We start from the raw sequence: 20,698 nt of genomic DNA on the forward strand, positions 1-20,698 counted from the left end.
CCTCAACGGCGCCCCGCGGCCTGGATCTCGTAGTCCGCCGGATCCGCCTTCCTGGTGCGCAGCCAGTACTTCCAGGTCGGTCCGGGCCAGATGGTGCGGTTGATGCCGTTGGCGTCGAGGTACCAGCTCTGGCAGCCGCCCTCGGACCAGACCGCGCCCGAGAGCTTCGACTGGATCTCGCGGTTGAACTCGTCCTGGACGGACTGGCGGACGTCGATGTGCCCGATGTCCCCGCGGCAGATCGGCCGCAGGCAGCTCAGCACGTAGTTGATCTGCGACTCGATCATGAACACGACCGAGTTGTGCCCGAGCCCGGTGTTCGGGCCGAGCAGGAAGAACAGGTTCGGGAAGCCGGAGACGGTGATGCCGAGGTGGGCCTCCATCCCGTCCTTCCACGCGTCCTGGAGCTTGCGGCCTTCCCGGCCGACGATGTCGAGGTGGTCGAACGCGTCGGTCACGTGGAACCCGGTGCCGTAGATGATGGCGTCCACCGCGTGCTCCTCGCCGTCGCCGGTGACCACCGAGCGCTTGCGGACCTCCTTGATCCCGCTGGTCCGCACGTCCACGTTGGACCGGTTGAGCGCCGGGTAGTAGTCGCTGGAGAGCAGGATCCGCTTGCAGCCGATGGAGTAGTCCGGGGTGACGACCTTGCGCAGCTCGGGGTCCTTGATGGTCCGGCGGATGTAGCGCTTGGACAGCATCTCCGAGATCCGTCCGAACCGGGGACTGAAGACCACCAGCGACCGGGCTTCCAGCAGCCAGTAGACCGCCGCGCGCGCGACGCGCTGGGCCAGCGGTAACCGCCGGAACCACTTGCGCACGCCTTCGGAGATGGGCCGGTCCGGCTTGGGCTGGATCCACGGCGGCGTGCGCTGGAACAGGTGAAGCTGCGCGACCTCCTTCGCGATCTGGGGCACGAACTGGATGGCGCTGGCGCCGGTGCCGACCACCGCGACCCGCTTGCCCTCCAGGTCGTAGTCGTGGTTCCACTGCGCCGAGTGGAAAACCTCGCCCTCGAAGCCCTCCACGCCGGGCAGGTCCGGGTAGCTCGGGATGTGCAGCGCGCCGACGCCGGAGACCAGCGCCCGCCCCACGTACTCGGTGCCGGCCTTGGTCGAGACCCGCCAGGTCCGGGTCGTCTCGTCGTACTCGGCTCCGGTGAACTCGACGCCGTAGTGGATGTGCTCCCGCACGCCGTACTTGTCGGCGCAGTGCTGGAGGTAGTCGGAGATCTCCTGCTGCCCGGCGAAGAACCGGGACCAGTCGGGGTTCTGCTCGAAGGAGAAGGAGTACATCAGCGACGGCACGTCGCAGGCACACCCCGGGTAGGTGTTGTCGCGCCACGTCCCGCCGAGGTCGTCGGACTTCTCCAGCACGACGAAGTCGTGGATGCCCGCCTGCTTGAGCTTGATCGCCGTGCCGAGCCCGGAGAACCCGGTGCCGACGATCACGACGGAGGTGTCGTGCACCGGGTTCGAAGTGCTCTGGGGCTTGGACCTGCGCCTCGCCATGCGGGCCTCCTCGTTCGTGCCGCCGCCACGCTGCCTACCGACCGGTAGCCTACTACGAGTAAGTTACCTCCGGTAGGGTGGATTCGTGGAGACGCAGCAGGCAGTCGGTTCATCCGCGCGCCCGGCCGGGCGCAAGCGCCTTCCCCGGGCCGAGCGCGAGCGGCAGATCCTCGCCGTGGCCGAGGAGGTGTTCGCGGGCGACGGCTACCAGGACACGTCGATGGACGACATCGCCCAGCGCGTCGGGCTGTCCAAACCGATGCTCTACGAGTACTTCGGCTCGAAGGAGGGCCTGCTGCTCGCGTGCCTGGAGAAGGCAAAGCGCGAGCTGCTGGAGTCGACCATGCGGGCTGCCGAGAAGGCCGTCGGGCCCGAGCAGCTGCTGCACGACTGCCTGCTCGCCTTCTTCCGGTTCGGCGAGGACCACGCCCAGGCGTGGGCGTTGCTGCGCAACGAGTCGGCGGTCCCCAGCTCCTCGGTGCACACCGAGCTGGAGTCGATCCGCCTCCAGCAGACCGAGCTGACAGCGAGCCTGATGCGGGTCGCCCGGCCGGACCTGGAGCCGTTGCAGCTCGAGGCATTCGCCGAGGCGATCATCGGCGCCTGCGAACGCCTGGCGCTGTGGCGGGAGCGGCGCCCCGAGATCACGCCGCAGGACGCCACGCGGCACCTGATGACGCTGCTGCTGCCGAGCCTGCGGCCGCCCGCGGCGTAGGTCACCCCTTCGAGCGGTCTGGGGGCGGCGAGGTCAAGGGCCTCCACGCGGCTTCCGATAGCGGGCGTGTCGGTCGTGCACTGCCCCGGTGCCCCCCGGCACGTCCCCCGAACGCTCGAACCAGGGAGAAGTCCTTTGCCCCCTTGGAGCACGCGGTCCCCCTGGGGCACGCGCACCTTGCAGGCAGCCGTCGTGGCCGCCGGCGTCACGGCCGTCGGCGGCGGTGCAGTCGCCGTCGCCGAAGGCGGCCAGGCGGTGCCGCCGTCCGGCCCCGAGCTGACGCGAATCCCCGAACAGGTGGAGCTCGCCGCCCCGATCGACGGCTGCAAGCCGCAGGACGTCTCGACGAAGACGTGCCTCGACGCGGTCGGCCGCGTGGTCGCCCCGACCGTGGTCCACCAGGCGGGTGCCGATCTCGCGCAGACCCGCTCCGAGCTCGCCCCCGCGCTGCGGGTCGAGCGGCCGCTGGTCAGCTTCGGCAAGGCCCAGCGCGCGCTCGACGCCGTGCAGAACACGAGTCACCGCGCCCAGGACCTGGGCCGGACCCGTCCGACGACACAGCTCGGGCTGTGGCCGGACAACGTCGGCCCGGTCCACAAGCAGACCGCGGACGGCGTCCTGTTCGACGCCGAGCTCGCACCCCGCCCGCCGGACCACGAAGGCGTCTCCGCCCTCGACACCGTCACCCGGCTCGACGCCGCGCACGGCTACGGCCTGCGCCCGCCGGCCATCCCGGTCGGCGACGTGGTGTCCCTGGCCAGGAAGGCCCCGGCGGTAGACCCGCTGCTGACCGAGGTGGACAGCCGCGGCAACGCCTTGGCGAAGACGTACCAGCGCATCGCGCCCGCGCCGCAAGCGCCCGCGCCCGCGGTGCCTCCGTCCGCCGCACCAGCGTCGCCGCGGCAGACTCCCGCGCTGCCCTCGCTCGACAGCACGCTGGAGGAGGCGGTGGTGGGCTCGGCGCACAACGTCGCCACCGGACTCCCGCAGAGCCCGTCCCAGGTCACCGGCCTGGCCGCCCCCGCGCGGTAGCGCGCGGGGGGTTCAACGGCAGAACCGAAGGGCGCCGGACCGAGGTCCGGCGCCCTTCAGCCGTTCGGCGGTGCCGGTGCGGCTCCACCACAAGGCCGCTCCGGCACCGGCCGACCGCGTCAGGTGGCCGCCGCGGCGGCCACGATGCCGGCGTCGGGCTCGCCCAGCTCGAACGGCTCACCGGCCTCCGCGCGACGCGCCAGCGACGCCGGGGGCTCGAAGCGCTCGCCGTAGCGGGCGGCCAGCTCCCGCGACCGCGCGACGAAACCGGCCAAGCCGCCCGGATAGCCGTTCATGTACTGCACGACGCCGCCGGTCCAGGCCGGGAAACCGATGCCCATGATCGAACCGATGTTGGCGTCGGGCACCGACAGCAGCACGCCCTCGTCGAGGCAGCGCACCGTCTCCAGCGCCTCGATGAACAGCATCCGCTCCCGGAGGTCGACGAGGTCCACACCGGACGGATCGGCGCCGGTGCCGAAGTGCTCGAGCAGCCCCGGCCACAGCCGGGTGCGCTTGCCGTCGGCGTACTCGTAGAAGCCGGCTCCGCCGGAGCGGCCCTTGCGGTCGAACTCCTCGACCATCCGGTCCAGCACCGCGTCGGCGGGGTGCGGGGTCCAGGTGCCGCCCTGGGCCTCGACCGCGCGCTTGGTCTCGTCCCTGATCCGGCGCGGCAGCGTCAGGGTCAGCTCGTCGAAGAGCTGGAGCACCGGCGCCGGGAAGCCGGCCTGCGCGGAGGCCTGCTCGACCGAGGCCGGGTGCACGCCCTCGGCGAGCATCGCCACGCCCTCGTTGAGGAAAGTGCCGATGACGCGGCTGGTGAAGAAACCGCGGCTGTCGTTGACCACGATCGGCGTCTTGCTGATCTGGCGCACGACGTCGAAGGCACGCGCCAGCGCGCGGTCGCTGGTCTGCTCCCCGCGGATGATCTCCACCAGCGGCATCTTTTCGACCGGTGAGAAGAAGTGCAGTCCGATGAAGTCCTCGCGGCGGCGCACCCCCTCGGCCAGCGTGGTGATCGGCAGCGTGGACGTGTTGGAGCAGATCAGCGCATCCGGGTCGATGACGTCCTCGATCTCGGCGTAGACCTGGTGCTTGAGCTTGGTGTTTTCGAATACCGCCTCGATCACCAGGTCGGCACCCGCCAGGTCCGCGGCCTTGTCGGTCGCGGTGATCCGCGCCAGGACCTCGTCACGCTTGCCCTCGGTGGAACGGCCCTTCGCGATGGCCTTGTCCAGCACCGCCTTCGAGTACGACTTGCCCTTCTCGGCGGCCTCCACCGAGACGTCCTTGATGACGACCTGCATCCCGGCCTTGGCGCAGACGTGGGCGATGCCCGCGCCCATCATGCCGCCGCCGAGCACCGCGACCTTCTTCGCCTGCCACTGCTCGACGCCGTCCGGGCGGCTGCCGCCGGAGTTGACGTGCTGGAGGTCGAAGAAGAACGCCTTGCTCATGTTCTTGGCGGTCTGGCCGCAGACCAGCTCGACGAAGTAGCGGCCCTCGATCTCGAACGCGGTGTCCACGTCGACCTGGGCTCCCTCGACCGCCGCGCAGAGGATGTTGCGCGGCGCCGGGTAGGGCGCGCCCTTGAGCTGCTTGCGCAGGTTCGCCGGGAACGCGGGCAGGTTCGCCGCGAAGCTCGGCGTCGACGGCGTCCCGCCCGGGATCTTGTAGCCCTTGCGGTCCCAGGGCTGGTCCGCCCCCGGGTTGGCCTTGATCCACTCCTTGGCCGCGGTCAGCAGCTCCTCGGGGGTGTCGACCAGCTCGTCGACCAGGCCGAGCTCCTTGGCCCGCTCCGGGCGCAGCCGCTGACCCTGGGTCAGCACGTGCACCAGCGCGTCGGCGATGCCGATCAGCCGGACCGTGCGGACCACGCCGCCCGCGCCGGGCAGCAGGCCGAGAGTGACCTCGGGGAAGCCGAACCGCGACTTGGCGTCGTCGAGCGCGATGCGGTGGTGGCAGCCCAGCGCGATCTCCAGGCCGCCGCCGAGCGCGGTGCCGTTGAGGGCGGCCACGACCGGGACGCCGAGTGTCTCCAGCCTGCGCAGCTGGCGCTTGACCGCCCGGCTCGTCTCGGTGATCTGCTCGACGTTGCCGGGCCTGGCGCGGATCAGGTCGCGCAGGTCGCCGCCGGCGAAGAAGGTGCTCTTGGCCGAGGTGAGCACGACCCCGGTGATGCGGTCCCGCTCGTCCTCCAGTCGCTGGAGGGTCTCCTCCATCGAACGCACGTAGCGCTCGTTCATCGTGTTGGCCTGCTGCTGCGGGTCGTCCAGGGTCAGCACGACGACGCCGTCTTCCTCGGTCCAGCGGATGGTGCTCTGCTCGCTCATGTCTGCCTCAGCCGATCCGTTCCACGATGGTCGCGATTCCCATGCCGCCGCCGATGCACAGCGTGGCGAGCCCGAAGCGCTCGCCGCGGCGTTCCAGTTCGTCGATGAGGGTGCCCAGGATCATCGCCCCGGTGGCGCCCAGCGGGTGACCCATCGCGATCGCGCCGCCGTTGACGTTGACCTTCTCGTGCGGCACGCCGAAGTCCTTCATGAACTTCAGCGGGACCGCGGCGAACGCCTCGTTGATCTCGACCAGGTCGATCTGGCCGATGGCCATGTCCGCCTTGGCCAGCGCCTTGCGGACGGCCGGGCCGGGGCCGGTGAGCATGATCGTCGGGTCCGCGCCGCTGAGCGCGGCGGACACGATGCGGGCGCGCGGGCGCAGCCCGGTGCGCTCGCCGAGGGCCTCGCTGCCGATCAGGGCCAGCGCCGCGCCGTCGACGATGCCCGACGAGTTGCCCGCGGTGTGCACGTGGTCGATGCGCTCGACCCAGTGGTACTTCTGCTGCGCGACGGCGTCGAAGCCGCCGTGCTCGCCCATCATCGCGAAGGACGGCTGGAGCCCGCCGAGGCTCTCGGCGGTGGTGCCGGGCCGGATGTGCTCGTCGCGGTCGAGGACCGGCTGGCCGTTGCGGTCGACGACCGGGACCACGGAGCGGCCGAAGCGGTTGTCGGCCCACGCCTTGGCGGCGCGGTCCTGGGACTCGGCGGCGTAGGCGTCGACGGTGCCGCGGTCGAAGCCCTCCAGGGTGGCGATGAGGTCGGCGCCGATGCCCTGCGGGACGAAGGACGTGTCGAGGTTGGTCTCGGGGTCCATCGCCCACGCGCCGCCGTCGGAGCCGATCGGCACCCGCGACATCGACTCGACGCCGCCGGCGAGCACGGCGTCCTCCCAGCCGGAGCGGACCTTCTGGGCGGCGATGTTGACCGCCTCCAGACCGGAGGCGCAGAACCGGTTGAGCTGCACGCCGCTGACCGTCTCCGGCAGTCCGGCGGCCAGCGCTGCGGTCTTGGCGATGTCCCCGCCCTGGTCGCCGATCGGCGAGACGACGCCGAGCACGACGTCGTCGATCAGCGCGGGGTCGAGGCCGGGATGGCGCTCGCGCAGCGCGTCGATCAGCCCTGTGACCAGGCTGATCGGCTTGGTGCCGTGCAGCGAACCGGTTTTCTTGCCGCGACCGCGTGGCGTGCGGATCGCGTCGTAGACGAACGCCTCGGACATGGGCGGCGTGCCTCCTCGTTGCGGCAGGTACTCCACCCAGAGTGTGACACCGTTACTGTCACAGTCAATGGAGAGGTCGCTTCGGGCGTTTCGCGCGGTTGGCGGCGTGGCCGGTCCGAGCGGCCACCCACGAACTCCCCCGGCTCGACGGCCAGCGCCAGCGGGACGACGGCCGGCACCACCGGGACGACGCGGGTGTCCACCAAGCCGCGCGCAACGCACGCGGAGCGCGGTAAGATCGAAGCTCTCGACGAAGGCAACTGAATTGGCGGAAGAATAGGCGAAGCGCGAATTGACCCCGTATGAATTGAGCCGCATGCATCCTTTCTGCGGAAGGGCACGCGGCTGAGGCTGCCCAAAATACGGGCAGAATTCTCCTCTATGGGGCAGCGTTAGCTCTGGTGGCCGGGCTGATTGCCTTCTTTGTCAAACTGGGTTCGGCCGCCGCAGCTCTCGTCGTCGACAGGCTCCGCCACAGACCCGGTTCTGTGGTTGCTCGCCCGGGTTGCGGGTGTGACCACCAACAGATGGACGCAGGCCACGTCGTTCGTGACGGGCGAGGGTGCCCCAGCCAACGACCAGGTACGCAAAATCACGTCGTACGGGGAGGAAACGTCGTACAGGTCGGCGGCTGCATCCACGGCGACATCACGTTTTGCCATCCGGGAGGTGGCGACTGCTCGGCCTCATCCGAGAGGAGCTAGACCTTCTGCACCCCAGGTGGGCTCAAGAAGTCCGCGCCAGCGACTTGGCGGCGCAGCTGCGTTCAGAACGGTCGTTCCTCCCGTCCCGGTAAGCCCGGTCTCCGCGGCCCAAAAAAACACCTCGGCGGGCGGATGCGGCGCATCCGCCCGCCGAGGCCGCACGTCGTGGTCAGCCCGTCGGCTTCCGCTCCGCGTCGCCCAGCAGGGCCTCGGCGCCGAGACCGCGGATCGACGCGTCGAGGACCTCCACGGTGTGGGCCATCGCCAGCTTCGAGCCCCGGCGCTCCAGGGCGGTGCGGATCTGCATGGCGCAGCCCGGGTTCGCGCTGACCAGGAGGTCGGCACCGGTGTCGAGCACGTTCTCGGCCTTGCGGTCGCCGAGATCCATCGCCGCCTCTGGCTGGAGGATGTTGTAGACCCCGGCCGAGCCGCAGCACAGCTCGCCGCGGTTGATCTCGCCGACCTCCATGCCCGGGATGCCGTGCAGCAGCTCCCTCGGCTGCGAGCGGATGCCCTGGCCGTGGGCCAGGTGGCAGGCGTCGTGGTAGGCGGCGCGCACGGGCAGCGGGTGGCGCTCGGCCACCGGCCCCAGCTCGACGAGCAGCTCCGCGATGTCGCGCACCCGCGCCGAGAACCGCTCGGCCTTCTCGGCGTACTCGGGGTCGTCCCGCAGCAGCCGCGGGTACTCCTTGAGCGTCGAGCCGCAGCCCGCCGAGTTGATCACGACGTACTCGACGCCGGCGTCCTCGAAGGTGTCCAGCAGGTTCCGGGCGAACCGGATCGCCTCCTCCTCACGGCCGCTGTGCTCGCTCAGCGCGCCGCAGCAGCCCTGCGAGCGCGGAATCACGACGTCGCAGCCCTCGGCGGAGAGCACCCGCGCCGTCGCGGCGTTGACGTCGGGGAAGAACGCGCTCTGCACGCATCCGGTGATCATCCCGACCGTCGCCCGCCGCTTCCCCTTCGCCGGGACGCGGTGGCCGAGCTTGGGCGCGCGGCTGATCGGCGGCGCCAGCGACTCCATCACCCGCAACGACGCCGGCATCTTCTCCAGCAGCCCGGAGCGCTTGACCAGCTTGCTCAAACCCGTCTTCTGGTACAGCGCGAGCGGACCGCGCATCGCGCGCAGGCGCCGCGGGTACGGGAACAGCGCGAAGATCCCGGCGCGCAGCAGCTTCTCCCAGCGCCCGCGCTCGTGCCTGCGCTCGACCTGCGCCCTGGTCTCGGTGATCAGGGTGCCGTACTGGACACCGGACGGGCAGGAGGTCACGCACGCCATGCAGCCCAGGCAGGCGTCGAAGTGCCCGACCATGCTGTCGCTCATCGGCTCGCCCTCGAGCCCTTCCTTCATCAGGTAGATGCGGCCGCGCGGCGAGTCCATCTCCTCGCCCCACAGCTCGTAGGTCGGGCACGACGGCAGGCAGAAACCGCAGTGCACGCAGTCGTCGATGAGCTCGCGCTGCGGCGGGTGCAGTGCGTCGAACGCGCTGTCGGTCATCAGATCCCTCCAACGAACCGGCCGGGGGCGAGCCGGTGCTCCGGGTCGAACTGGTCCTTGGTGCGGCGCATCAGCGCCATGACGCCGGGAGCGACCTGACCCCACGGGTCGACCTTCTCCCGGACCGCGCGCGGCGACCGCGTCAGCACCGCGTAGTCGCAGCGTTCACGCAGCAGGCCGACGAGGTCGGCGACCGCGGCGGGGTCGGCGTCGCCGGGCAGACCTGCGTGCAGCACGCCGATGCCTGCCGCGCCGCGTACGGCCACGTCGATGTCCGGCCGCACCGACAGCAGAGCGCCCAGTGCCTTCGGCTCGACGCCGACGCGGATGCCGATGCCGTCGGCCGGGTCGAACGGGTAGCGGCCCCACCACGACGGCGCGTGCTCCAGCACGCTGCCACCGACGGCATCGGCCAGTTCCAGGGCGCGCTCGTGCGTCGCCTTCGGGCGCCCCTCGATCTCGGCCACCACCTCGATCCGGCCGCCGGGTGCGGCACGGTCGACCTCGATGGCGGTGGGCATCGCCTGCGAGTGCCGGATGCGGTCGACCGCCTCGGCCGCGGACCGCGGGTCGTCGGTCTCGACCTGGATCCACCGGTGCTCGGCGGCCAGCGGGTGCAGCCGGAACACCGCTTCGGTGATCACGCCCAGGCTTCCGAACGAACCGGTGTAGAGCTTGCCGAGGTCGTAGCCCGCGACGTTCTTGACGACCTTGCCGCCGGAGATGGCCACCACGCCGTCCGGGCGCACGACGGTGATGCCGATCAGCAGGTCGCGCACCCCGCCGAAGAGGTGGCGGCACGGACCGGACGTCGCGGTCGCGATGACCCCGCCGACGGTCGCCGTCGGCAGCGGCTGGTCGATGGGCAGCTTCTGCCCCGCCGAGCCGACCACCCGCTGCACGTCGGCCAGCGGTGTTCCCGCCATGGCGTGCACCACCAGGTCGCCCGCGGCGTGCTCGACGACCTCGTTCGCGCCGGAGAGGTCCAGCACGAGGTCCACCTCGTGGGGCGGTCCGCCCCAGTCGAGCTTGCTGCCCGAACCCCTGGGCACCACGTGCAGACCGTGCTCGGCCGCGACCCGCATCGCCGCCGCGGCCGACTCCGTACCGTCCACAGCGGCCACCCACTGTGGACGGACGCCGTCGACCGCGTCGTGCTCCCCGGCGTCGCGGACGTCGCGCACCGCTTCCTCGAGCGCTCGCCGCGCCTCGCTCATGGCCATCAGAACTGGTCCGCCAATCCGGCCTCGGTCAGTGGATGTACGCCGCGGCGCGGTCCGGGGACCTCGCCGCACAGCCTGGGAGTCGGGAAGACCTTGCCCGGGTTGCAGATGCCCACCGGGTCGAAGGCGCAGCGCACGCGCTGCATGGTGTCCAGGTCGTCGGGGTTGAACATCCGGCCCATGTACTTGACCTTGTCCGCGCCGACGCCGTGCTCGCCGGTGATCGAGCCGCCGTACTCGATGCACAGGTCGAGGATCGCGCCGGAGACCTCCTCGGCGCGTTCGGCCGCGCCGGGCTCGGAGTCGTCGAACAGCACCAGCGGGTGCAGGTTGCCGTCGCCGGCGTGGAAGACGTTGGCCACCCGCACTCCGGACTCGGCCGACAGGCGGGCGATGCGGCCCAGCACCTCGGGCAGCGCGGTCCTGGGGATCACGCCGTCCTGCACGATGTAGTCGGGGCTGATCCGGCCCACGGCGGCGAAGGCGGACTTGCGCCCCTTCCAGATCATCGCCCGCTCGGCGTCGTCGGCGGCGACCCGGATCTCGAAGGCGCAGTGCTCGCCGCAGTAGCGCTCGACCTCGGCGAAGGTGTACTCGACCTCGGCGGCCGGGCCGTCGAGCTCGACCACCAGCACCGCGCCAGCCCCTTCCGGATAGCCGCACTGCACGGCCTGCTCGGCCGCCTCGATGGCCAGCGCGTCCATCATCTCGATCGCGGCGGGCGTGACCCCGGCGGCGATGATCGCCGAGACCGCCGCCCCCGCCTCGTCGGTGGAGGGGAAGCCGGCGAGCAGGGTCTGCACCGCCTCGGGTTTGCGCAGCAACCGCACGGTGATCTTGGTGACGATGCCGAGCGTGCCCTCGCTGCCGATGAACGCGCCGAGCAGGTCGTAGCCGGGCGCCTCGCGCGCGCCGCCGAGCTGGACGATCTCGCCGTCGGGCGTGATGACCTCCAGCCCGAGGATGTGGTGCGTGGTGAACCCGTACTTCAGGCAGTGCGCGCCGCCGGAGTTCTCCGCGACGTTGCCGCCCACCGAGCACACCTGCTGGCTCGAGGGGTCGGGAGCGAAGTAGTAGCCGTGCGGCGCGGCGGCCTTGGTGACGTCGAGGTTGATCACGCCCGGCTCGACCACGGCGCGTTCGTTGTCGACGTCGATCTCCAGGATCCGGCGCATCTTCGCGGTCACGATCAGCACGCCGTCGGAGTGCGGGAGAGCACCGCCGGACAGGCCGGTGCCCGATCCGCGGGCGACGAAGGGGATCCGGTGCTCGGCGCAGATCCGCACCACCTGCTGGATCTGCTCCTGGTTCTCCGGGAGCACGACCACGGCGGGCACGGCACGGTAGCTGGCCAGGCCGTCGCACTCGTAGGTCCGCAGGCGCTGCGGATCGGTGATGACGCCGTTCGGCGGGAGCACCTCGCGAAACCGGCGCAGGGCCGAGTCGAGAACTCCGGTGGCGGTCGACTGCATGTTCCGGCCTCCTTGCCGAAATGACATTCCGCTTCGCGGAATCACCGTTCCACTAGAGCCGACCCTAGGTTGTCGGCAACATAGATACAAGGGGTCGACAAGACGCGACCGAGAAGGCAGGCCCGCCCCGGCTGGCGACCATCCACCCCCGGCCATCAATTGTGTCCCCCGTCACACTGCGGATCCAGTCGGTCCCGCCCCGCGTCGATTGGTCCGTAAGTCAGGTTCATCCCGTTCGCCGCCGAATCCCGGGCGCCGTGCCGGAAACACCAGAGGAAGTGCATGACTGACGCATCCGAACGCATCCAGCAGACGCTGCGGCAGTTCGAGGAACAGGTCCAGAAGGCCGCGCAGCTGAAGTCCGCGATCCAGGACATGCACGGCACAGCCGCGAGCCCGGACGGTGCGGTGACGGTCACGGTCGCCCCCTCCGGAGCGGTCCTGGACCTCCGGCTTTCCCCCAACGCCGTCCGCCAGTCGCACACCGACCTCCAGCAGGCGATCTTGGCCGCGATCCGCGAAGCCACCCAGAACGCCGCCGACCAGCTCAACGAGACCGTCGCCCCGGTGCTTGGCGAGCAGTTCGACCAGTTCCAGGAGGCGTTCAACGCCAACGCCGCGCGCCCCCTGGGGCCCGACGCGGTGAGCCCCGGCGCGGCCCCGCAGGGCAACGGCCACGGCCGCGCCACTGACACCGACGATGACGACGACTTCGGCAACGAGTCGTTCCTGCGCTGACCGGAGGCGAACATGGGCGGCAACATGCAGGTGAACTCCGAGACGCTCTCCGCGCACGGCGCGGGCAGCCGGAGCCTCGCCGACAAGTTCGGGCAACTCGCCCAGCTGCTGGAGCAGGCCAGGACCGACGACCAGTGCTTCGGTCCGATCGGCAACGCCGTGGGCATCAGCGACAAGTACTTCGAGTCGCTGCAGGCGGCACAGGAGATGGTGGGCAAGGCCAAGGAGTTCCTGACCGGCGTCAAGCAGGCTCTCGACGAGACCGCCAAGGACCACGACGAGAACGACCGGCAGATCGGCGAGGCGCTCGCCAAGATCGGAAAGGAGCTCGGCGGATGAGCACCCCGACTGGGCCAGGCACCTTCACCGAGCTCAACCAGGGCGACAGCACCCGCAAGAACTGGGCGGAGCAGACCGTCTCCCGCGGGGTGGGCCCCGCCAACGCCGCCTACGGTGTGCGCGACGCGGCGGCGGGCACCGACGGGGGCAGCCTCGCCGACGGCTCCGCCGCGCCCGAGTGGACTTCCGCGCTGATCTCGGCCCGCCAGGAGCAGATGGACCTGCTGCAGAACCCGGGTCAGGCGCTGCTCGACAACGGGCTGGGATTCCTGGTCTCGATCGTGATGACCCCGCTCATCGAGATCGCCGAGCAGGCCGTCGGCGACCCCGAGCAGATGCGCGCCACGGGCAAGGGCTGGGAGCAGGTCGCGAAGTGGCTCGACGAGGTCGGGGAGCAGGAGCCCAAGCGCGCCGAGGCCACCGCCTCCACCTGGGTCGGCAAGGACGGCGACGCCTTCCGCAAGCAGATGACCGAGTTCGGCGACGGCGTGAAAGCGCTGGCCGACGACGTCCGGGGGCTCAAGGACACCCTGGACGGCATCGCGGAGATGTTCGACATGTTCGTGGAGCTGGTCATCAACATCCTGACCGAGCTGATCCTCAGCCTGATCATCCAGTGGCTCGCGGCGCTCGCGGCCTCCTGGATCACCGCGGGCGCCTCGGTCGGCGCCGCCGGCGCGACCACGACCGCCTCGGTCGGGATCACCGGTGGCCGCATCGCCGCCCAGGTCGCCAAGATCCAGGCACAGCTCTACAAGTGGCTCAAGAAGCTGGAAGAACTGCTGAACAAGATCCGGGAGAGCGGCATGCTCGGCAAGCTGCTCACCCGCGGCATCTCCAAGAGCAAGACCGAGAGGGTGGTCGACCCCGACGGCAACCCCGTTCTGGACGCGGCGGGCAACCCGCTGAGTTTCGCCACCTCCAAGACCAGCAACGTGTTCATGAAGGGCCAGGGCCTGCACAAGACGGGCGAGGAAGCCCTCGCGGCGAATCTCGCGGGCAAGGGCCTCGGTACGGTCCTCGGCGGCAGTCCCAGCACCGGCGGTGCCATAGCCGCTGGTGCCTTGGATACCGCCGAGGGACAGGCGGTCAAGAGGATCCCCAAGGAGATGTACGACCAGGCGGACCAGCAGCTCAACGGTGAGCTCACGCCGGAACAGCGCCAATCTGCCCAGGAAAAGGGGTTCTCCTGATCAGGGCGTCCGGCCGAACCGGGCACCAGTAGAGTCGGGCTCCGGACGTTCCCGGCGTGGAAAGGGCAGGCGGCCCAGGACATGGAACAGCTTCTCCTCAGCGCCCGCGAGCAGTGGTGCGCACCGGGTGAGCCCATCTCGTGGGCCTGCCCGGATCCGTTCCACATCCCGCTCTTCGAGGTGGCCGGGCTGGACGAACACGGCAGACCGACAAGAGGTCTGCTGACCCGCGCCGCCTTCCAGGTCGGTGCGCTGCCGATGCGCGTCGGCGCGCTCATCAACTCCTACGAGGAGCAGGCCGACGAGCGCTACCGGCCGTCGGCCGTGGTGACGGCGCGGCGCACCGATGCCGTCGCGGTCCGGCTCTCCGGCACCACCGGTGAAAGTCCCGCCGGCGACCACCCGGGGATCCTGGTCGCGACGCCGGGCAGGCTGGCGCTGCTGGAGCTCGCCGAGATCCCGGAGAGCTCCAAGGACTGGTGGGACAAGGGGTTCGAGAAGGTCAGGACCGCCGCCGGGCCGGTCGGCAGGCTGGTCGAGGACTTCGCGGGCACCATGATGTCCACCATCAACAACCGGGGCCGGTACCTGGACCAGCAGGGCCAGACCCGGACACCGCGCGTCGTCGAGCGGGCGTCGGTCGGCCCCGAGCAGATCACCGGCTACGACATCGTTCGGCGCGACTTCCGCGGAGCCGGCTACGACGAGGACAACCGCGGCGCGAACTACCTGCGGATCACGTTCACCGACCAGTCGCACCTGGATCTGGAAGTACCGGGCAACGTCGCGGGCGAACGCGTGCTCGGCCTGGTGCGCGACACACCGAGGAGCAACCGTTGGTAGCGCTGCCCCACGACGTCGCGAAGGTCGCCGAGTACGGCTGGCTGCAGCCCGGCGAGCGGTTCCACCGCATCTTCGAGCGCCGACCCGGCTACCTGGCGTCGACGGTCGCCGGTCGCGACGCGGTTCCGCACGAGCCGCTGAACCCGGTGCCGAAGTGCGTCCGGGAAGTCCAGGAGGACTACCTCAAGCCGTCCGAACTCCTCCAGCGCGGGGAGTTCGCCGGTGACGAGTGGGTGCACGACCGCGGAGTCCGCGGTTGGGCCACCGCCTCCTCCGGCGACCAGCTCGCCGTGCGGGCCGCCGACGTGCTCGCGGCGGGCAACGGCTACGCCTGGCTGGTCGCCACCACGCACCGGACCGCGGTGGTGATCCCGGCGCGGTTCACCGACCTGCCGCCCGAGCAGCTCCCGCCGCCCGCACCGCTGCCGGGGCTCGGCACCTCCCTGATCACCTGGTGGCAGTGCCCTCCCGACGCGGTGCGCGGGGTCCGGGACGAACTGCTCGGGCGCACCTTCGCCGGCGCCGCGTTCGCCCGGGTCGACTTCGCCGACGGCTCGACGCTCCTGCTGCGGCAGTAGAGCCGTCACCGAGGGCGGGCACTCGGACGCATTCCAGATGTGGATTGCGCAGTGGGTCGCCTGGCGGAACCTCAGCCACCTTCTGGCGCCGCGAAACTGACGAATTCCGGAGCCTAGAGCCGCGCGAGGGCCGCCGGGGACGGGAAGGCGCCGGCGCCGAGCCGCTCGACGGCCCGGTAGACGTGCCCGGTCGGATACCGCCAGCGCACCGCCGGTGGCAGCGCCAGCGCCGCGGTGCGGAACGAGAACAACCCCGCCGCGGTGACCAGCCGGGGGTAGGCGGGATGGCCGTGCACCTCGTGCGCCCATCGCGGTTGCGTCGAGTACGCCAGGTGACCCAGCGGCAGGTAGCCGAGATCGACGCCGAGCAGCCACCACTGGTCGAACGGCAGGTGCAGGAACCGGTACACGACCTCGGAGTCCTCGGTGCGCGACAGTTCGGGACGCACGCGGGCGAAGTAGTCGGCCATCTCGCGGCGGGACCCGGGCACCGCCTCGGGATCGAGCCCGACCAGCGCCGCGACCCTGCGCTGCTCGTCGAAGTAGCGGTCGACCTGGGCGCCGGTCAGCGGCAGGCCGGCCCTGCCGACCACGTCGGCGAACGAGTGCACCTCCGCGCAGTGCACCCACAGCAGCAGGTCGGGGTCGTCGAGACGGATGTCCTCACCAGTGCGCGGGTCGACGGCGCTGAGCCTGCGGTGCACCTGCCGCACCCGGCGGGCGGCGGTCTCGGCGGCCTCGAGCGTGCCGTAGGTCGTGACGCCGACGAAGTCGCCGGTGCGCCGGAGCCTGCCGAGCGGGTCCTCGCGGAACCGGGAGTTCTGCACCACGGCCGCGACCGCCTTCGGATGCAGGGACTGCAGGTAGAGGCCGCACACCCCGGCGACCCACATCGCCGGATCAGCGTGCAGGTGCCAGGTCACCGTGTCCGGACCGAACAGCCCCTCCGCCACGGCTCACCCCTGGGCTACCAGCAGCGGGACGTACTGCTCGGCCGCCGTCAGCGAGCCGTGCTGGCCGCGCAGTGACGACTCCGCCGGCTCGACCGCGGAGCGCACCACCGCCGACTCCCGCATCACCGCGATCACGTCGCCGATCCGGGGACGAACCGGGCCGCTGATCACCGGGCCGAACCAGCCGTCGTCGATGGCCTGCTCGCCGGTGACGACCACGCCCCGGCGGCCGATCGCCTCCCGCCACGCCGCGAGCACGTCGTCGCCCGCGCCGGGCTCGGCGTAGACGTGCCGCGCCCGGCCCTCACCGCCGATCAGCCGAACGCCGTGCTGGAGCGCCGGTTCGGTGTCGGCGTCGAGCGTGTCCGCGGGGTCCACCGCGACCATGCCGTGGTCGGCGACGACCGCCAAAACCGCCGAGTCCGGCAGCTTGGAGGCCAGGTTCGCCACCAGCGCGTCGATCTGGCTGAGCTGCATGCGCCACGGCAGCGAACCGGGGCCGTGGCCGTGCCCGAGGCCGTCGAGGTGGCCGTGGTAGCCGTAGCAGAGCGCGGGCCCCGGGGCGGCGAGCGCGGTCAGCAGCTCGGCGGCCAGATCGCCCATGGCGCCCACGCCGCGGAACTCGCCGCCGCGCAGCGCGGCGCGCGTCAGCCCGGTGCCCTTGAACTCCCTGGGCACCGCGATCCGCACGTCCACCCCGGCCTCGACCGCCCGCTCCAGCACGGTCGCGCGCGGCTGGGCGCTCTCCGGCGGCCAGTCGTGCAGCAGGCTGCGCCGGGACGCCGAGGCGTTCGGGCTGCTGTGGGTGCCCCAGGACAGCGGGTGCAGCAACCCGCCCGACGGCTCGGCGAAGGTGTAGCCGACGACGCCGTGCTCGCCGGCCGCGCTGCCGGTGCCCAGCGAGGTGATGCTGGTGGCGGTCGTCGTCGGGAAGCCGACCTTGACCGGGGCCCCGGTCGCCAGCGACGCCAGGAACGGCGCGTCGGCGGCGTGGGTTCGCAGCAGGTCCCACCCGAGCCCGTCGACCAGGAGCACCGCCGCGTTGCGGCACGCCGGGAAACCGACGGTGTCGGTGAACCCGGGAGTGCCCATCGCGGCGAGCAGCGACGGCAGGACGTCGGGGAGAGCGCGACCGTCGTGGTCGGGAGCGACGATCCAGTCCACGGGAGCACCTCCACTGCCCGCCGCGGGGGCCGCGGGGCCGGCTAGAACCCCATCGACCTGCCCACGATCTCCTTCATGATCTCGGTCGTGCCGCCGTAGATGGTCTGGATCCTGGTGTCCAGGAACGCCTTGGCCACCGGGTACTCCAGCATGTATCCGTAGCCGCCGTGGAGCTGGAGGCAACGGTCCACCACGCGCTTGTTCATCTCGCTGAGCCACCACTTGGCCATGGCGGCGTGCTCGACACCAAGTTCACCGCGAAGGTGGTCGCTGACGCAACGGTCGGTGAACACCCGGCCGATCTGGACCTCGGTGGCCATCTCCGCCAGCTCGAACCGGGTGTTCTGGAACTTGCCGATCGGCCGCCCGAACGCGGTCCTGGTGCGGCAGTACTCCTTGGTGACGTCCAGGACCTTCTCCGCCGAGGCCGCCGCCGCGACCGCGATCGACAGCCGCTCCTGCGGGAGGTTCTGCATCAGGTAGATGAAGCCCTTGCCCTCCTCGCCGAGGAGGTTCGCGGCGGGCACCCTGACGTCGTTGAAGAACAGCTCGGCGGTGTCCTGCGACTTCTGGCCGATCTTCTCCAGGTTGCGGCCCCGCTCGAAGCCCGCCATCCCGCGCTCGACCACCAGCAGGCTGATGCCCTCGTGCCCGGCGTCGGCGTCGGTGCGGGCCACGACGATCACCAGGTCGGCGAGGATGCCGTTGGAGATGAAGGTCTTCTGGCCGTTGAGGACGTACTCGTCGCCATCGCGGACGGCGGTGGTGCGGATGCCCTGCAGGTCGCTGCCCGCGCCGGGCTCGGTCATCGCGATGGCGGTGATCAGCTCGCCGCCGCAGAACCCGGGCAGCCAGCGCCGCTTCTGCTCGTCGGTGGCGAGCTTGGTCAGGTACGGGGCGATGATGTCGACGTGCAGCGGCGAGCCGAAGCCGGAGATGCCCGCGCCGACCAGCTCCTCGTCGAAGACGACGTTGAACCGGAAGTCCTCGGTGCCGCCACCGCCGTACTCCTCGTCGATGGAGAAGCCGAGCAGTCCCTGCTCACCGGCGGCCAGCCACGCGTCGCGGCTGACGACGCCGGCTTCCTCCCACGCGGCCACGTGCGGGGTGAGCTCCTTGGCGATGAACGCCCGCACGGTCTCGCGGAACGCCTCGTGTTCGTCCTCGAACAGTTCCCTGCGCATCGGTCACGCTTCCTTTCGGGCGATCGCACCTGAGTCGAGCAGTTCGGCGGCCCCGGACACCTGCCACTGGTCCAGGACCGCGGCGGCGTCCGCCCCGGTGGCGGGCACCGCGCGGGGCGCCGGGTTCGGGGTTCGGGAGAAGCGCGGCGCCGGTGCGGGCTGGAGCACGCCTTCGCGCTCGACGAGCGTCCCGCGGGCGGCGACGTGCGGGTGCCGCGGCGCCTCGGTCATCGACAGCACCGGCGCGACGCAGGCGTCGGAGCCGTCGAAGACCTCGGTCCACTCCGCACGGGTGCGCCGGGCGAAGATCTCGGCGAACCGCCTGCGCAGCTCCGGCCAGTTCGCCGGGTCGCCGCGGTCGGGCAGGTCCTCCGCGCCGAGCCGTTCGACCAGTTCGGCGTAGAACTTCGGTTCCAGCGCGCCGACGGCCATGTGCTCGCCGTCGGCGGTTTCGTAGACGTCGTAGAACGGGGCCCCGGTGTCCAGCAGGTTCGTACCGCGCTCGGCGCTCCAGCCACCCGCGGCGCGCATCCCGTGGATCATCGTAGCGAGGTGCGCGGCGCCGTCCACAATGGATGCGTCGACGACCTGCCCGCGCCCGCTGCCGCGCGCTTCCAGCAGGGCCGCGAGCACCCCGACCGCCAGGTACATCGAGCCGCCGCCGAAGTCGCCGAGCAGGTTGAGCGGGACCTGCGGCGGTCCGCCCGCCCTGCCGATGGCGTGCAGCATGCCGGTCAGCGCGATGTAGCCGATGTCGTGCCCGGCCGTCGGCGCGAGCGGCCCGTCCTGGCCCCAGCCGGTCATCCGGCCGTAGACCAGCCGCGGGTTGACCTCCCAGCACTGCCGCGGACCGACGCCGAGCCGTTCGGCGACACCGGGCCGCAGTCCCTCCAGCAGGACGTCGGCGCGTTCGGCGAGGGCGAGCACCGCCGCGGCGCCGCGCTCGTGCTTGAGGTCCACCGCGATCGACCGCTTGCCCCGGTTGAGCAGGTCGGTCTGGTCCGAGCCCTCCGGGCGGTCGACCCGCGCGCCCGCCCCCGGGCGGTCCACGAGCACGACGTCGGCCCCGAGGTCGGCGAGCAGCATCGCGCAGAACGGCGCGGGCCCCAGCCCGGCCAGCTCCACGACCCGCACGCCCGCCAGCGGCCCGCTGTTGCCTGTGCCTGCCACACCCGCACCTTCCGTCCTGTGTCACCGGCCACACCAAACGCGACGCAGTTAGTGTTACATCGCTGGTGTTACAGCGGTCAAGGAGTATCGTCCCCGGCATGCTCCGAACCGCCGACGAAGAGCTCACCATCGACGAGCTGGCCGCACGGGCCGGCGTCACCGTGCGCACCGTGCGGTTCTACTCCTCCCGCGGTCTGCTCCCGCCACCGCGCCTGCGAGGCAGGCTCGGCCTCTACGGCGGCGACCACCTGGCCCGCCTCGACCTGATCCGCGACCTGCAGGCGCTGGGGTTCACCCTGTCGGCGATCGAACGGCACCTGGAGCGCATCCCCGCCGACGCCACTCCCGAGGACCTCGCCCTGCAACGGGCGCTGCTCGCGCCGTGGACCAGCGACCAGAGCGAGGACCTCGACCGCCACGAGCTCAACCAGCGCGCCGGACGGCACCTCGACGACGAGCTGATCGAGCAGCTCGTCGCGCTCGGCGTCCTCGAGCGCCTCCCCGACGAGCCGGACCGGCTGCGGCTGCCCAGCACCGCCATGCTCGGCGTCGGCCTGCAGATCCTCGACCTCGCCCTGCCGCTGGAGATGCTGGTGCAGGCCAAGGGGATCGTCGAGCAGCACACCGCGCAGATCGCCGTCGAGCTGCGGGAGCTGTTCGCCGCCAACGTGCTGCGGCCCTACGTCGAGCGCGGACGTCCCGAGCAGGAACGCGACCGGGTCCGCGCCGCGACCGACCAGTTGCGGCCGCTGACGATCCAGGTTCTGGTCAACGGCTTCCAGCGCGCGGTCAACGACGTCATCCGCGACCACGTCTGAGCGCCCGCACC

At 71.2% G+C, this 20,698-nt stretch carries 18 protein-coding genes; 8 read left to right on the forward strand and 10 right to left on the reverse strand.

Features of this window, described 5'->3' with window-relative positions; translation table 11 throughout:
* Positions 1-2 precede the first annotated feature (2 nt).
* Positions 3-1,511: a flavin-containing monooxygenase gene (locus HUO13_RS31840; RefSeq protein ID WP_211898615.1), complete on the reverse strand. Its 1,509-nt coding sequence runs from the start codon at positions 1,509-1,511 to the stop codon at positions 3-5.
* Positions 1,512-1,596: 85 nt separating this feature from the next.
* Between HUO13_RS31840 and HUO13_RS31845 the strand changes: the two genes are divergently transcribed.
* Complete coding sequence (locus HUO13_RS31845) at positions 1,597-2,226, forward strand: TetR/AcrR family transcriptional regulator (protein WP_211898616.1); 630 nt, start codon at positions 1,597-1,599, stop codon at positions 2,224-2,226.
* A gap of 192 nt (positions 2,227-2,418) precedes the next feature.
* The gene (locus HUO13_RS31850) at positions 2,419-3,258 is read left to right on the forward strand and encodes a hypothetical protein (protein WP_249124226.1); all 840 of its coding nucleotides are present in this window, start codon (positions 2,419-2,421) and stop codon (positions 3,256-3,258) included.
* Positions 3,259-3,377: 119 nt separating this feature from the next.
* Here the strand turns inward: HUO13_RS31850 and HUO13_RS31855 are convergent, their stop codons facing one another.
* From HUO13_RS31855 to HUO13_RS31875, 5 genes are all read right to left on the reverse strand, one after another.
* Complete coding sequence (locus HUO13_RS31855; RefSeq protein WP_211898617.1) at positions 3,378-5,591, reverse strand: 3-hydroxyacyl-CoA dehydrogenase NAD-binding domain-containing protein; 2,214 nt, start codon at positions 5,589-5,591, stop codon at positions 3,378-3,380.
* A 7-nt stretch (positions 5,592-5,598) separates the two neighbouring features.
* The gene (locus HUO13_RS31860) at positions 5,599-6,813 is read right to left on the reverse strand and encodes an acetyl-CoA C-acetyltransferase (RefSeq protein ID WP_211898618.1); all 1,215 of its coding nucleotides are present in this window, start codon (positions 6,811-6,813) and stop codon (positions 5,599-5,601) included.
* Between the two features lie 873 nt (positions 6,814-7,686).
* Positions 7,687-9,012, reverse strand: coding sequence for a (Fe-S)-binding protein (locus tag HUO13_RS31865; RefSeq protein WP_211898619.1), 1,326 nt, complete (start codon positions 9,010-9,012; stop codon positions 7,687-7,689).
* Entirely contained in the window at positions 9,012-10,235 is a 1,224-nt protein-coding gene (locus HUO13_RS31870) for an FAD-binding oxidoreductase (RefSeq protein WP_211898620.1), read from the reverse strand. Before HUO13_RS31870 ends, HUO13_RS31865 begins: the two co-directional genes overlap by 1 nt.
* Entirely contained in the window at positions 10,235-11,707 is a 1,473-nt protein-coding gene (locus tag HUO13_RS31875; protein ID WP_211898621.1) for an FAD-linked oxidase C-terminal domain-containing protein, read from the reverse strand. Before HUO13_RS31875 ends, HUO13_RS31870 begins: the two co-directional genes overlap by 1 nt.
* A gap of 282 nt (positions 11,708-11,989) precedes the next feature.
* On the opposite strand from HUO13_RS31875, the gene HUO13_RS31880 reads away from it, so the two are divergent.
* The 5 genes from HUO13_RS31880 to HUO13_RS31900 all read left to right on the forward strand — a co-directional run bounded on the left by HUO13_RS31880 (position 11,990) and on the right by HUO13_RS31900 (position 15,398).
* Entirely contained in the window at positions 11,990-12,445 is a 456-nt protein-coding gene (locus tag HUO13_RS31880; RefSeq protein WP_211898622.1) for a YbaB/EbfC family nucleoid-associated protein, read from the forward strand.
* A 12-nt stretch (positions 12,446-12,457) separates the two neighbouring features.
* Positions 12,458-12,784, forward strand: a complete 327-nt coding sequence (locus tag HUO13_RS31885; protein ID WP_211898623.1) for a hypothetical protein — start codon at positions 12,458-12,460, stop codon at positions 12,782-12,784.
* Positions 12,781-13,977 (forward strand): WXG100 family type VII secretion target, encoded by a 1,197-nt coding sequence (locus HUO13_RS31890; protein WP_211898624.1) that lies wholly within the window; start codon positions 12,781-12,783, stop codon positions 13,975-13,977. Before HUO13_RS31885 ends, HUO13_RS31890 begins: the two co-directional genes overlap by 4 nt.
* An 81-nt stretch (positions 13,978-14,058) precedes the next feature.
* Positions 14,059-14,820, forward strand: coding sequence for a hypothetical protein (locus HUO13_RS31895; protein ID WP_211898625.1), 762 nt, complete (start codon positions 14,059-14,061; stop codon positions 14,818-14,820).
* Positions 14,814-15,398: a hypothetical protein gene (locus HUO13_RS31900; protein WP_211898626.1), complete on the forward strand. Its 585-nt coding sequence runs from the start codon at positions 14,814-14,816 to the stop codon at positions 15,396-15,398. Before HUO13_RS31895 ends, HUO13_RS31900 begins: the two co-directional genes overlap by 7 nt.
* A 113-nt stretch (positions 15,399-15,511) precedes the next feature.
* On the opposite strand, the gene HUO13_RS31905 is transcribed toward HUO13_RS31900, so the two are convergent.
* From HUO13_RS31905 to HUO13_RS31920, 4 genes are read right to left on the reverse strand one after another with little or no spacing between them, the layout of a single operon-like run.
* A complete protein-coding gene (locus tag HUO13_RS31905) occupies positions 15,512-16,351 on the reverse strand; it encodes an oxygenase MpaB family protein (protein ID WP_211898627.1) in 840 nt (279 codons plus the stop codon).
* Between the two features lie 3 nt (positions 16,352-16,354).
* The gene (locus HUO13_RS31910; RefSeq protein WP_211898628.1) at positions 16,355-17,515 is read right to left on the reverse strand and encodes an alkaline phosphatase family protein; all 1,161 of its coding nucleotides are present in this window, start codon (positions 17,513-17,515) and stop codon (positions 16,355-16,357) included.
* 41 nt (positions 17,516-17,556) lie between these two features.
* A complete protein-coding gene (locus HUO13_RS31915) occupies positions 17,557-18,699 on the reverse strand; it encodes an acyl-CoA dehydrogenase family protein (RefSeq protein WP_211898629.1) in 1,143 nt (380 codons plus the stop codon).
* Between the two features lie 3 nt (positions 18,700-18,702).
* Complete coding sequence (locus HUO13_RS31920; protein ID WP_211898630.1) at positions 18,703-19,869, reverse strand: CaiB/BaiF CoA transferase family protein; 1,167 nt, start codon at positions 19,867-19,869, stop codon at positions 18,703-18,705.
* 98 nt (positions 19,870-19,967) lie between these two features.
* Here HUO13_RS31920 and HUO13_RS31925 point away from each other — a divergent pair, with 98 nt between their 5' ends.
* Entirely contained in the window at positions 19,968-20,687 is a 720-nt protein-coding gene (locus HUO13_RS31925; RefSeq protein WP_211898631.1) for a MerR family transcriptional regulator, read from the forward strand.
* Positions 20,688-20,698: the final 11 nt, after the last annotated feature.

This window comes from Saccharopolyspora erythraea, assembly GCF_018141105.1.
GTDB classification, from domain to species: Bacteria; Actinomycetota; Actinomycetes; order Mycobacteriales; family Pseudonocardiaceae; genus Saccharopolyspora_D; species Saccharopolyspora_D erythraea_A.

Bases quoted from the DNA above. Each gene is read 5' to 3' on its own strand.
- HUO13_RS31895 (WP_211898625.1), top strand. From the start codon at position 14,059: ATGGAACAGCTTCTCCTCAGCGCCCGCGAGCAGTGGTGCGCACCGGGT.
- HUO13_RS31885 (WP_211898623.1), top strand. From the start codon at position 12,458: ATGGGCGGCAACATGCAGGTGAACTCCGAGACGCTCTCCGCGCACGGC.
- HUO13_RS31915 (WP_211898629.1), bottom strand. From the start codon at position 18,699: ATGCGCAGGGAACTGTTCGAGGACGAACACGAGGCGTTCCGCGAGACC.
- HUO13_RS31880 (WP_211898622.1), top strand. From the start codon at position 11,990: ATGACTGACGCATCCGAACGCATCCAGCAGACGCTGCGGCAGTTCGAG.
- HUO13_RS31865 (WP_211898619.1), bottom strand. From the start codon at position 9,012: ATGACCGACAGCGCGTTCGACGCACTGCACCCGCCGCAGCGCGAGCTC.
- HUO13_RS31860 (WP_211898618.1), bottom strand. From the start codon at position 6,813: ATGTCCGAGGCGTTCGTCTACGACGCGATCCGCACGCCACGCGGTCGC.
- HUO13_RS31925 (WP_211898631.1), top strand. From the start codon at position 19,968: ATGCTCCGAACCGCCGACGAAGAGCTCACCATCGACGAGCTGGCCGCA.
- HUO13_RS31890 (WP_211898624.1), top strand. From the start codon at position 12,781: ATGAGCACCCCGACTGGGCCAGGCACCTTCACCGAGCTCAACCAGGGC.
- HUO13_RS31855 (WP_211898617.1), bottom strand. From the start codon at position 5,591: ATGAGCGAGCAGAGCACCATCCGCTGGACCGAGGAAGACGGCGTCGTC.
- HUO13_RS31875 (WP_211898621.1), bottom strand. From the start codon at position 11,707: ATGCAGTCGACCGCCACCGGAGTTCTCGACTCGGCCCTGCGCCGGTTT.
- HUO13_RS31840 (WP_211898615.1), bottom strand. From the start codon at position 1,511: ATGGCGAGGCGCAGGTCCAAGCCCCAGAGCACTTCGAACCCGGTGCAC.
- HUO13_RS31870 (WP_211898620.1), bottom strand. From the start codon at position 10,235: ATGGCCATGAGCGAGGCGCGGCGAGCGCTCGAGGAAGCGGTGCGCGAC.